General features: G+C 72.8%; 11 protein-coding genes. 3 read left to right on the top strand and 8 right to left on the bottom strand.

All coding sequences use genetic code 11. The annotated features are described in order from the left end of the window. Positions 1–45 precede the first annotated feature (45 nt). Complete coding sequence (locus ACWGKU_RS38310) at positions 46–369, bottom strand: antibiotic biosynthesis monooxygenase family protein (RefSeq protein ID WP_117487522.1); 324 nt, start codon at positions 367–369, stop codon at positions 46–48. A gap of 101 nt (positions 370–470) precedes the next feature. After that, positions 471–881, bottom strand: a complete 411-nt coding sequence (locus tag ACWGKU_RS38305) for a cupin domain-containing protein (RefSeq protein WP_452191764.1) — start codon at positions 879–881, stop codon at positions 471–473. A gap of 62 nt (positions 882–943) precedes the next feature. Between ACWGKU_RS38305 and ACWGKU_RS38300 the strand changes: the two genes are divergently transcribed. Then, positions 944–1,420: a MarR family winged helix-turn-helix transcriptional regulator gene (locus ACWGKU_RS38300; RefSeq protein WP_359907145.1), complete on the top strand. Its 477-nt coding sequence runs from the start codon at positions 944–946 to the stop codon at positions 1,418–1,420. 14 nt (positions 1,421–1,434) lie between these two features. Here the strand turns inward: ACWGKU_RS38300 and ACWGKU_RS38295 are convergent, their stop codons facing one another. Further along, entirely contained in the window at positions 1,435–1,917 is a 483-nt protein-coding gene (locus ACWGKU_RS38295; protein ID WP_401052462.1) for a CYTH domain-containing protein, read from the bottom strand. 44 nt (positions 1,918–1,961) lie between these two features. After that, a complete protein-coding gene (locus ACWGKU_RS38290; RefSeq protein WP_452178906.1) occupies positions 1,962–4,034 on the bottom strand; it encodes an MFS transporter in 2,073 nt (690 codons plus the stop codon). Between the two features lie 425 nt (positions 4,035–4,459). Between ACWGKU_RS38290 and ACWGKU_RS38285 the strand changes: the two genes are divergently transcribed. After that, positions 4,460–5,749 (top strand): hypothetical protein, encoded by a 1,290-nt coding sequence (locus tag ACWGKU_RS38285; RefSeq protein WP_452178905.1) that lies wholly within the window; start codon positions 4,460–4,462, stop codon positions 5,747–5,749. A gap of 56 nt (positions 5,750–5,805) precedes the next feature. Here ACWGKU_RS38285 and ACWGKU_RS38280 read toward each other — a convergent pair whose 3' ends face one another. From ACWGKU_RS38280 to ACWGKU_RS38265, 4 genes are all read right to left on the bottom strand, one after another. Next, positions 5,806–6,390 (bottom strand): TMEM165/GDT1 family protein, encoded by a 585-nt coding sequence (locus ACWGKU_RS38280; protein WP_387729587.1) that lies wholly within the window; start codon positions 6,388–6,390, stop codon positions 5,806–5,808. A gap of 343 nt (positions 6,391–6,733) precedes the next feature. Next, entirely contained in the window at positions 6,734–7,519 is a 786-nt protein-coding gene (locus ACWGKU_RS38275) for an ABC transporter permease (RefSeq protein ID WP_452178904.1), read from the bottom strand. 102 nt (positions 7,520–7,621) lie between these two features. Further along, positions 7,622–9,259 (bottom strand): dolichyl-phosphate-mannose--protein mannosyltransferase, encoded by a 1,638-nt coding sequence (locus tag ACWGKU_RS38270; protein WP_452178903.1) that lies wholly within the window; start codon positions 9,257–9,259, stop codon positions 7,622–7,624. A 187-nt stretch (positions 9,260–9,446) separates the two neighbouring features. Then, positions 9,447–10,751: an MFS transporter gene (locus tag ACWGKU_RS38265; RefSeq protein ID WP_452178902.1), complete on the bottom strand. Its 1,305-nt coding sequence runs from the start codon at positions 10,749–10,751 to the stop codon at positions 9,447–9,449. Between the two features lie 144 nt (positions 10,752–10,895). On the opposite strand from ACWGKU_RS38265, the gene ACWGKU_RS38260 reads away from it, so the two are divergent. After that, on the top strand, positions 10,896–11,477 hold the full coding sequence (locus ACWGKU_RS38260) for a MarR family winged helix-turn-helix transcriptional regulator (protein WP_452191763.1): 582 nt from the start codon (positions 10,896–10,898) through the stop codon (positions 11,475–11,477). The last annotated feature ends 2 nt before the right edge of the window (positions 11,478–11,479 follow it).

The raw sequence follows: 11,479 nt of genomic DNA, 5'->3' as shown, positions 1-11,479 counted from the left end.
CCCCGGGTTCCGCGGAACCCGGGGCGCGCAACTGCCGGACGAACCTCAGGCCTTGGGGCCCGCCGACTGGACGACCTCGAAGGACCAGAGGGTGGAGCCGGAGGCGGCGGGGCGCTTGGGGGCCTCGCCGGAGGGGCCGTTCTGGTGGGCCGCCTTCATGGGGCCCTCCATCCAGGCCTTGAAGTCCTCCTCGCTGCGCCAGCGGGTGTAGACGAGGTACTGGTCGGTGCCCTCGACGGGGCGGAGGAGCTCGAACCACTCGAAGCCGTCCGAGTTCTCCACCGCGCCGGCGCGGGAGGCGAAGCGCTGCTCCAGCACCTCGCGCTGCTCGGCCGGCACCGTCAGCACGTTGATCTTGACGACGGACATGGGGCTCCTTCTGCTCCGGGGACTGCTTACGGCAGCAGTCTGCTACACCTCACGGCCGGGGCGGGCCCCCGGCCGTCCCCGTGGGCGCGAGCGGGTCGGGCTCAGGCGATCCACGGCGGCAGGACACGCTGGTCGTCGCGCGGGGCGAGGCCGCAGGCGCCCTCGGGGGTGCGGGCGTCGGGGTTGTAGGCGTGGGCGGGGGACGGGGAGGCGACGACGGCGGTGAAGCCGGTGTCGGTGGCGATCTGCCGGACAGTGTCGGCGGGGAGGACGGCGGTGTCGCCGGCGGCGAGGGTGAAGGCCTCCCCCGCCAGGTCGACCCGGGCGGTGCCGGTGAGCAGGGTCCAGATCTGCTCGGTGTCCATGGCGTGCAGCGGGCCCTTGGCGCCGGAGGCCATGTCGACGTGCCAGACGGCGAGGGCGGCGGAGCCCTGGGTGGGCGAGGCGTAGGTGGTCATGACGGCGTTCGGGGTCGCGGTGCGGCGGGCGTCGGTCCGGCGGATCACGGGCATGGTGAAGGAACCCCCTAAGATGGTCAATGAAGTTGTCTATATGGTCAATGAGGTTGTCTATCGTGTCAAGTGAAGCGCCCCCGCCGGGCTTCGAGCTGCCGCTGCGCCTGCTGCTCGCCTTCCGGACGATCATCGACGAGCTGCACGAGCGCATCGCCCGCGAGGGCCATCCCGACCTGCGCCCGATGCACGGCTTCGTCTTCCAGGCGATCGGCCCGCACGGCACCACCGCCTCCGAACTCGGCCGCCGCCTCGGCGTCACCAAGCAGGCGGCGGGCAAGACCGTCGACAACCTGGAGCAGCTCGGCTACGTCGAGCGCGCCGCGGACCCCTCCGACACCCGGCGCAAGCTGGTCCGGCTCACCGGGCGCGGGGTGGACTGCCTGGTCCGCTCCGCCCGGATCTTCGACGAGCTGCGCGAGGAGTGGGCCGCGACCCTGGGCGAGGAGCAGCTGCGGCAGCTGGAGGACGGCCTGCGCCGGCTCGCCCCCGGCGACCCGTTCCGCCTCGACACCCCGCGCTGGTTCGGGGCGCCGTAACCCCGGCACCGAGGTCAGGACCCGGGGAGCCCGAGGGTCGCGAGGGTCTGGTTCTTGTACGCCTTCACGCCGGTGATCTCGGCGCCGAACCACTCCGGCACCGAGAACGCCTCCGCCTCGGCCTCCGAACCGAACTCGACCTCGACGGTGCGCAGCCCGGCCAACTCCCCCTGGTAGACGTCCGCGTAGACGGTGACGCCGGACGCCTCGAAGGTGTAGCGGTCCTTGACCAGGCGGGCGCCCTCGGTGGCCGGCCAGAGCTCGGTGAACTCCCGCTCCCCGAGCTCGCGTTCCACCTCGATCCGTACGGGGGATCCCTCCGAGGAGGAGGCGCTCCGCTTGACGCCGAGGACGCGGCTGTCGCCGATCCGCCGCAGCCGCACCTCCGTCCCGTCGCTCTTGATCGCGATGTACCCCTGCTCGATGCGCTGCCGCACCGCCGTGCCCGGCGGCTCGAAGGCCTCCAGCAGGAACTTGCGCTCGATTTCGAGCGGCATGCCGCACCACCCTTCCCTGCCACACCCGACGGGCCGACGCATGGTCAGAACGACCGCCCCTCCCCACGGTACGGCGGCTCCGGCCCCGAGGAGTCCGGCCGGTCCCGCAGGTCCGCACAGAGCGAGGAGCTGAGCCGGTTGAGCACCCCGGCGAGCTCGGCGTACCGCTCCTCGTCCCAGTCCCCCAGCAGTTCGGCGAGCTGGGCGCGCCGGGCGGCGACCAGCCGCAACGCCACCTCCTCCCCCGGTTCGGTGAGCCGCAGCGGCAGCCCGCCGGACCGCGCCGCCAGCCCCCGGCCCTCCACCTCCCGGGCGGCCTCCTCGACGACGGCCACCGGGACGATCCGCCGCTCGGCCAGTTCGGCCGGCTCGACCGAGCCGTGCTGGTGCATCTGGAGGAGCAGCCAGCTGGAGGCGGGCCGCAGGTCCAGTCCGGCGGTCTCGGTGATCCGCCGGAAGAGGTCGCGCCGGGCCTCGCGGCCGTTCAGCACCGAGAGCGCGCGGGCGATCTCGTCCAGCGAACTGCGCTCGACCGGATTGACGCCGATGGACTCGCTGAGGTCCGGCGCGGTGACGGTGGAGCGCAGCTTCTGCTCACGCAGGAACAGCGACAGCACGAAGGCGACCACCGCGACCGGCACCGCGTACAGGAACACCCGGGTGATCGACTCGGCGTACGCGTGGTAGACCGCCGGCTGGACGGCGGCCGGCAGTTGGGGGATGACCCGCGGGTCGGCGGTGATGGCCTCCGGCTGGAAGCCGGGCGGCAGCGGCACCCCCGCCAGCGCGTCGGCGAGCCGGCTGCGCAGGCCGCTGGCGAAGACCGTCCCGAAGATGGAGACGCCGAAGGAGGCCCCGATGGAGCGGAAGAAGGTGGCGCCCGCGGTGGCCACGCCGAGGTCCTCGTAGCCGACCGAGTTCTGCACGATCAGCACCAGCACCTGCATCACCAGGCCCAGCCCGAGGCCGAAGACCAGGAAGTAGAAGCTCATCTCGGCGGTGCTGCTGTGCTCGTCCAGCCGGGAGAGCAGCAGCAGCCCGACGGTGGTCACGGCCGTCCCGGCGATCGGGAAGATCCGGTAGTGGCCGGTGCGGGCGACGATCTGGCCGGAGCCGATCGAGGTGAGCAGCATGCCGAGCACCATCGGCAGCATGTGGATGCCGGACATGGTCGGCGAGACCTGCTGGACCACCTGGAGGAAGGTCGGCAGGTAGGTCAGCGCGCCGAACATCGCGAAGCCGACGACGAAGGAGATCACCGCGACCAGGCTGAACGTCCGCGAACGGAACAGCCGCAGCGGCAGCACCGGCTCCACCGCGGTCCGCTCGACCTGGACGAAGGCGAGCAGCAGCACCAGGCCGAGCACGCCGAGGCCGACGGTCTGCCAGGAGGTCCAGGCCCAGGTGGTCCCGCCGAGCGAGGTCATCAGCACCAGGCAGGTGGCGACGGCGGCGATCAGGACGGTGCCGAGGTAGTCGATCCGGTGCTCGCGCCGGACCTCCCGCCCGTGCAGCACCGTCGCGATCACCACCAGGGCGACGATGCCGATCGGCAGGTTGATGTAGAAGACCCAGCGCCAGCTGAGGTGGTCGACGAACACTCCGCCGAGCAGCGGCCCGAGCACGCTGGTGACGCCGAACACGGCACCGAAGAGGCCCTGGTAGCGGCCGCGGTCCCGGGGGGCGACGAGGTCGCCGACGATCGCCTGGGAGAGCACCATCAGCCCGCCGCCGCCCAGGCCCTGGAGCGCACGGAAGGCGATCAGTTCGCCCATGTTCTGGGCGATCCCGCACAGCACCGAGCCGAGCAGGAAGATCACGATGGAGGCCTGGAAGAAGCGCTTCCGGCCGTACATGTCGCCGAGCTTGCCCCACAGCGGGGTCGCGGCGGTGGAGGCCAACAGGTAGGCGGTGACCACCCAGGAGAGGTGGTCGAGGCCGCCGAGGTCGCTGACGATGGTCGGCAGCGCGGTGGAGACGATGGTCTGGTCGAGGGCGGCCAGCAGCATCGCCAGCAGCAGAGCGCCGATCGGCACCCAGAGGTTGGGGACGGTGACCGCCGGCGGGCCGGTCCCGGCAGCGGCGCTCCGGTCGGACGCGGCGTGCGGCTCCGTCATGACGTCTCCGTCATGGCTTCTCCGTCGGCCATGGCTTCTCCGTCGACATCACGCGACGTCTCCGTGGGCATGGCGTCTCCGTGGGGGGTCGCGGGCCCGTCGGCCGGGCCGGCCAGATGATCACTCCCAGCTCACAACGCTCGCTGGTTCGTCCCGATTTGTTCCACCGGGTTGAGCCGAGCGTAAGCGCCGGGGACAACCGCCGCGCCCCGGGCGTTCTCCGGAGAGCCAACCGGCACCAATCGGCACAACCTCCCCGCGGGGGGACGGACGCCCCTGTCCACCCTTCGGGCGGTCCTGCATAATCAGGCGCGATCGTGCGCCCGGTTCCGCCCGGACGGCGCACCGAACAGCCGAACGACCGAACAGCCCGACGACCGAACAGCCGCCCGCGAAGTCGACGCGAAACCGAGGAGGACCGGCCGATGCCGGACCAGCACTGCCCGACGTGCGGCACCGCACGCTCCACCGGGTGCGGCTGCGTCCCGGACCCGAGCCTCACCGAGACCGCCGTCCTGCCCCACATCGAGGGCCCGCCGCTGGTCCGCCCGTACGTCCCGCAGACCGCCGACCAGCTGGCCGACGAGACCCACCCGAACGCACCGGTGGTGGACCCGTTCGCGACCACGGTGCTGCCGCCCGTACCCCCGGGGCAGCCCGGGCCGCCGGCCGCTCCGCCGCTCGGACCGGACGCGGACGCGTACGCCACCACCGTGCTGCCGCCCGTCGCCCCGGGGCAGGCCCCGTTCGGGCCGGGCGTCGGTGCCCACCCGGGCGCCGACGGCTACGCGGACGCACATGCCTACCCGGGCGCCGACGGCTACCCGGCAGGCGACGGTTACCCGGCAGGCGACGGTTACCCGGCAGGCGACGGTTACCCGGCAGCCGACGGCTACCCGGACCCCGGCGCCCACCCGGAGGCGTACGCCACCACCGTGCTGCCGTCGGTCCCGCAACCGCGAACGCCGGCCTCGGGGCCGGCCGGGAACGAGATCGGCCTCTTCTCCGTCGGCCCGGCCTCCGACACCGGTCAGGCCGCGCCCGGGCCGGAGGCCGGTGGCGGACGGGCCGCCAGGAGGGCGGCCGAACAGGCCGACCGGCACCCGCTCGCCCGGCGCAAGGGGCTGCTCGCCGGGGTCGGCGCCGCCCTGGTGGCGCTCACCATCGGTGTCGCGTACGCCGTGACGCCCTCCAACGAGCCGCCGGCCAAGCAGGCGCAGCCGCTGCCGACGACCACCCTGGCGCCCGCGCCGGTGGACCCGCCCACCCTGGCGACGCCCGTCCCGAGCGCGGCGGCGCCGACCAGCGACGCGCCGAGCCCCACGCCCACCCCCACCCGCAAGCCGAGCCCGACGAAGACGGCCACCCCGCCCCCGGCCGTCGCTCCGACCGCCGAGGCCCCGGCCGCTCCCCCCGTCACGGCTCCCACGCCGACCGCACCGGCACCGAGCACCCCCGCCCCGACCCCGACGCCCACCGCCAGCTCGACGCCGCGCGTCCTGCAGTACGGAATGAGCGGCCCCGACGTCACGGCCCTCCAGCAGAAGCTCGCCGTCGTCGTCTGCTGGGCGAGTGTGCCGGTGACCGGGCAGTACGACGACACCACCGTGAACACCGTCGGCTACGTCCAGTGGATGTGGGACGTCAAGGGCGACAAGCGGGGCATCTTCGGTCCCAACACCCGTGCCGCCCTGGACAAGCACAGCACCTGCTGACCGGAACGGCCCGGCCGGCGGTCACCCCTCGGGCCGACCGCCGGTCGTCCCCCGGATCAGCCGGTGATCGCTCCGAAGATGCTGATGCCCGCCAGCACGACCATGATCGTCGCCGCCACCCGGATGATCAACTTCATCGGCACGTACTTGAGCAGCTTCTGCCCGCCCACGATGGCGACCCCGCCGACCGCGCACAGCGCCAGCCAGGAGCCGAGGCCGACGGCCAGCGGGTCGGCGTACTTGGCGGCCAGGTTGGCGGTCATGATCTGGGTCAGGTCACCGAACTCGGCGATCGCGACGACCACGAAACTGGCCCCGGCCACCTTCCAGAAGCTGTTCGAGGACGGCTCCTTGGCCGCGTGCTCGTCCTCGTCCTCGCCGCCGTGGAACAGCAGCATCGCCGCGCCGACCAGGAACAGCAGGCCGGTGACGCCCTCCACCCAGCGGTGCGGCAGCAGCGTGAGCAGGTGCCCGGCGACGAGCGCGAGGCCCACTTGGAGGGCGAAGGCGGCGGCGATGCCCGCGAAGACGTAGCTCGCGCGGTACTTGGTGCCGAGCACCAGGCTGGCCAGCGCGGTCTTGTCCGGCAGTTCGGCCAGGAAGATGATGCCGAAGGTCAACGCGGCAACGGTGATACTCATAGGAGTCCTCGGTCGGGCTGCCCGGCCTCCGCAGGTCCGTCAGGGGACGCTTCGGCCCGACAGCACTGGTCATGGTCACAGCACTGCGGCCGAAGGTCTCGCCGGCACCGCTCATCGAGCGGTACCCCGGGCGCCGGGCCCCTGGGGGCCAGTATGTCGACGGTCCGGTGGAGGGCTACTCCCCTTCAACGGCCCCAAGCGTACCCGACGGCGTCGAGCGACCCGCCCCGGGAGGTCGACGGGCATCGACGGCGGTCGACGGAGTCCGACGGCGGTCGACGGCGGCCAACGGCGCTCGACGGAGTCCGACGGCGGCCAACGGCGCTCGACGGCGGTCGACCCCCTACCGGGCGCCCCCGTCCGGCTCGGCCGCGATCAGCCCGCGCCCGACCAGTTCCAGTACCACCACGATCGCCACCGACTCCACCGCCAGCAACCCGATCAGCACGAACAGCTGCACCGCCCCCGCCTGGACCGGCGAGGCCCCGCCCAGCAGCATCCCGACGAAGGCCCCGGGCAGGGTGACCAGGCCGACCGTCCGGGTCTGGTCCAGCGCCGGGACGAGCGAGGTCGCCGCCGCCGTCCGGCAGATCTCCAGCCGGGCGTCGCGCTCCTCGAAGCCGAGCGCCAGCGCCGCCTCCACCTCGCCGCGCCGCAGCCGCAGCTCGTCCAGGGCCCGCCGCCCGGCCAGCGAGGTCGCGCTGAGCGCCCCGCCGATCAGGATGCCCGCGACCGGGATGACGGACAGGCCCTCGGGCGGCAGCAGCCCGACGCCCAGCAGCAGGGCGAGCACCGGCAGCACCCCGGCGCCGATCGGGGCGGCCGCCCAGACCCAGGCCGGGCCCGGGGTCATCCGCCGTCCGGCGGTGCGCACCGCGACCGAGAACATCAGCACCACGAACAGCGCCGACCACCAGAGCGAACCGACCACCCAACTGATCACCGCGGCGACGGCGGCCAACTGCACCACGGCGCGCAGCCCGGCCCGCAGCACCGCGTGCCCGTGGCCGAGCAGTCCCCGCCCGGCCACCGCGACGGCGGCCAGCAGCAGCACGGCCGTGACCACCCCGAGCACCGGGGTGACCGGCAGCAGCTGGCCACCGGAGGCCGCCAGGTCCGCCGGGGCCATCAGATCCGGCCCCTTCGGATCCCACCGGTGCAGGTCCCACCCGCAGAGATCCCACCCGTGCAGATCCAATCCGTCCAGATCCGGCCCATCGGGCGCGGGCCCTCAGATCCAGCTGGTGAACCACATCCGGTCCTGCCAGGACGACATCGGGATCACCTCCGCCGTGTACAGCGGGTAGAAGAAGGCGAAGCAGCCGACGATCGCGAGCACGATCGCCCCGGCCCCGATCGCCCCGATCCGGCGTCGCTCGGGGGTGCACCCGGGCGGGCCGAGCACCGCCCCGAGCATCTGGGCGACGGCCAGGCACAAGAACGGCACCAGCACGACCATGTAGAAGGAGAAGATCGTCCGCTCCTGGTACCGGAACCAGGGCAGGTAGATCCCGGCCACCGCGCACAGCACCGCGCCCGAGCGCCAGTCCCGCCGGAAGAACCAGCGCCACAGCAGGTAGACCAGCGCGAAGCAGGCCGTCCACCACAGGAAGGGCGTACCGAGGCCGAGGATCTGCGAGGCGCAGCCGCCCGAGGAGGTGCAACCGCGCTGCCCGTACGGGATCTGCTCCCAGTACATCGAGACCGGGCGGCCGTCGACCAGCCAGGCGAAGGGGTTGGACTGGTAGGTGTGCGGGGTGCTCAGACCGGTGTTGAAGTCGTACATCTGCGAGTGGTAGTGCCACAGGCTGCGCAGTGACGCGGGCACCCAGCTCATCGGGACCTGCGGCAGCGGGATGCCGAGGACGCTGTCCGGGGAGAGCCCGGCGCGCCCGTCGGCCCAGTGCCGGTCGTAGCCGCCCCCGCCGGTCGGGCCGGAGCCGCCGGTGGCCAGCCAGCCGCTCCAGGCGCCGACGTACAGCACCAGGGCGGAGCCGACCATGGCGAGGAAGGCGGGGACGGCGTCCCGGCGCAGCATGGAACGCCAGGGGCGGCGGGCGCCGGCGGCGCGGCGGCCGGACTGGTCCCACAGGACGGTCAGGACGCCGAAGGCGGCGAGGATCGGGGCGCCGTTCCACTTGACCGCGCAGGCGGCGCCGAGGAGCACCCCGGCGGCGATCCGCCAGGGGCGCCACCCGAGCCGGACGGCGTCGCCGCCGACGGTCTCGGCGGCGACGGCGAGCCGGGCGCGGACGTGGTCGCGGTCGCGGTCGATCAGCAGGCTGCCGAAGGCGGCGAGCACGAAGAACATCTGAATGCCGTCGAGCAGGCCGACCCGACTCATCACCAGTTGGAGGCCGTCCACCGACATCAGCAGCGCGGCGGTGCAGCCGATCAGGGTGGAGCCGAAGAGGCGGCGGCCGATCCGGGCCAGCATCAGCACGGTGACGGTGCCGAGCAGGGCGGTCATGAACCGCCAGCCGAAGGGGTTCAGTCCGAACAGCTGCTCGCCGACCGCCATCACCCATTTGCCGAGCGGCGGGTGGGCGATGAACTCGGGCGCGGAGGTCAGCGGGATCGACTGCGGGGCGGACAGGATGTCGGCGTTGGCGTGGTCGGGCCAGGTGCCCTCGTAGCCCTGCTGGAGCAGGGACCAGGCGTCCTTGGGGTAGTACGTCTCGTCGAAGACGAAGGAGTCGGGGTGGCCGAGGTTCCAGAACCGCAGCAGGCCGGCGAAGAGCGCCACGGCGATCGGTCCGAGCCAGCCGGAGCGGTCGGCCGCCCAGCGGACCAGGCCCCCGCGCGGGGCCGGTGCCGGGGCGGCGGTGGCCGGGGCCGCCGGTGGGTGCGTGAGCGCCGCTTGCGTCATAGCCTCGCCGATTCGCCTGTCTGCTCTGTCCGGGTCCTGGCTCCGCCCGGGTCGTGCCGCTCCGGCCGGGGCAGGGCGGTCAACAGCCACTGACACTATGTGGCGGTGCGCGCGAAGCCAAGCGCGACGGGCGCCGACCAGGTGACCTGGTCGGCGCCCGTTTCGAACCCCCTTGCCGCCCGTTCCGCTACGCGGCGGTCTGCAGCTCCCGGACCGGGACGGTGTGGACCACGGCCGGGGCCGGGTTGTCCTGCTCCGGCGTGAGGTACGGGCGCAGCCGCAGCGCCATGGCGACGATCAGCAGCGTGGAGCCCGCCATGGCCGCCAGGTAGAGCGGCCAGGTGCCGGAGCCGACCAGCAGCACGCCGACGGCCGGGCCGACCGCGATCGCGATCTGCTTCACCAGGGCGTACCCGGCGTTGTAGGTGCCGAGCAGCCGGGCCGGGGCGAGGTCCGCGACGATCGGGCCCATGGTGGGCGCGAGCAGCGACTCGCCGACTCCGAAGAGGGCGTAGATCGAGACGATGGCGACCGTGGCGGCCATGGTCTCGGTCCGTATCAGGCCGGCCACCAGGGCCATCGCCCAGGCGCCGAGCCAGACCACGCCGGCCGCGGCCATCGCGGTGGTGCGGCGGCGCTTGGCGGTGATCCGCACCATGAACATCTGCAGCACCACGATGGTCAGCGCGTTGGCGCCGATCGCGAAGCCCAGGGTGGAGGGCGCGGTGCCGACGGTGTCGGTGGCGAAGGCCGCGACGCCGGACTCGAACTGGCCGTAGCAGGTGAAGAAGATCAGCCCGGCGAGGATGCTGAGCCGCACCATCGCCTTGTCGGCGAGCAGGGCGCGCAGACCGGTCGGGCCGTCGGCCTTCCCGTGGACGGCGGTCAGCTGGGTCCTGGGCATCCGGGCGGTGCCGGTGACCAGGGCGAGGCCGAGGAACGTCACCGCCTCGATGGTGAACAGCCGGGTCAGGCTGGCCGGGTCCGACACGTTCACGATCTGCCCGCCGACCAGCGCACCGATGCCCATGCCCAGGTTGACCAGGGTGAACTGGAGCGCGAAGGCGTGCGAGCGGGTGGCCGCCGTGGAGCAGCGGACGATCATCGTGGCGAGCGCCGGCTGGCAGGTGGTGACACCGGCGCCGAACAGGAAGGAGGAGACCAGCAGGGCCGGGGTGCCGGTGGCGTGGCCGAAGGCGAACGCACCGGTGGCGGCGAGCGCCGTACCGGCCAGCAGCACCGGGCGGGGACCGTACCTGTCGATGCCGCGGCCGGTGAACGGCAGGACGGCGAGGGCCGCCAGCGCGAAGACGGTGAACACCATCCCGGCCGCCAGCGAGCCCAGTCCGCGCACCTGGTCCACGTACACGAACATGTACGGCATCGTGAACCCGCTGCCGAACGCACTGAGCGCGTTGCCGATCTGGACGCGGCGCAGCGGGCCGCCCGCTCCACGCCGCTGCTGCCTCTGCTGCTTCACCGTGCCGGTCACCGTGCACATCCCTTCCTGGTTTCAACTGGATACTCTTAAGTCCAGAAGATTTCAGAGCTAAAGTTTGACGAGATAAAGTCTTAGCACCCGAAGGCTGCGGAGTCAAAGGCTTAAGGAGTGCACCCTCGTGCGACACTGGTCCGCATGACTACGGACAAGCCGCCGCCGGCTGCCGGCAAGCCCGCCCCGGCCACCCCCCTGGAGTTCGGCATCGCCGAGCAGGTGGCCCTCTACCAGCGGGAATTCCCCACCGTCGACCCCCAGGTGGAGACGATCGTGCAGACCCTCAACCGGGTCTCCCGGCGGATGGGCGTGGCGTACGACCGGCAGCTGACTGTGCTCGGAATCACCTCCGCCGAGTGGGAGGTGCTCAAGGCGCTGGTGGTGTCCGGCAGCCCGTACCGGCTCGGGCCGGGCGAGCTGGCCAAGCGCCTCGGGCTCACCCCGGCGGCGATGACGCACCGGATCGACCGGATGGTGGCGGACGGGCTGGTCACCCGGGAGCGGGACGAGACCAACCGGGTGCGGGTGATCATCGAGCTCACCGAGACCGGCCGCGACAAGTGGCTGGAGTCGATGCGGATGGCCGCGGTCTTCGAGGAGGAGCTGCTCCAGGACGTCGTGGGCGAGGAGCGGACCGCGCTCTCCGCGATGCTGGGCCGGATGCTGCGGCGGATCGAGGAGAGCCGGCCGGACGCGCTCGGGCGCACCACCGGCCTGGACTGACC

It is taken from the genome of Kitasatospora sp. NPDC054768, assembly GCF_053612025.1.
This window is presented reverse-complemented; position numbering and strand designations above follow the sequence as displayed.

Excerpts from the sequence above, each read along its gene's own strand:
- ACWGKU_RS38310 (WP_117487522.1), bottom strand. The coding sequence starts at position 369 with ATGTCCGTCGTCAAGATCAACGTGCTGACGGTGCCGGCCGAGCAGCGC.
- ACWGKU_RS38260 (WP_452191763.1), top strand. The coding sequence starts at position 10,896 with ATGACTACGGACAAGCCGCCGCCGGCTGCCGGCAAGCCCGCCCCGGCC.
- ACWGKU_RS38280 (WP_387729587.1), bottom strand. The coding sequence starts at position 6,390 with ATGAGTATCACCGTTGCCGCGTTGACCTTCGGCATCATCTTCCTGGCC.
- ACWGKU_RS38270 (WP_452178903.1), bottom strand. The coding sequence starts at position 9,259 with ATGACGCAAGCGGCGCTCACGCACCCACCGGCGGCCCCGGCCACCGCC.
- ACWGKU_RS38305 (WP_452191764.1), bottom strand. The coding sequence starts at position 881 with ATGCCCGTGATCCGCCGGACCGACGCCCGCCGCACCGCGACCCCGAAC.
- ACWGKU_RS38275 (WP_452178904.1), bottom strand. The coding sequence starts at position 7,519 with ATGGCCCCGGCGGACCTGGCGGCCTCCGGTGGCCAGCTGCTGCCGGTC.
- ACWGKU_RS38285 (WP_452178905.1), top strand. The coding sequence starts at position 4,460 with ATGCCGGACCAGCACTGCCCGACGTGCGGCACCGCACGCTCCACCGGG.
- ACWGKU_RS38295 (WP_401052462.1), bottom strand. The coding sequence starts at position 1,917 with ATGCCGCTCGAAATCGAGCGCAAGTTCCTGCTGGAGGCCTTCGAGCCG.
- ACWGKU_RS38290 (WP_452178906.1), bottom strand. The coding sequence starts at position 4,034 with ATGACGGAGCCGCACGCCGCGTCCGACCGGAGCGCCGCTGCCGGGACC.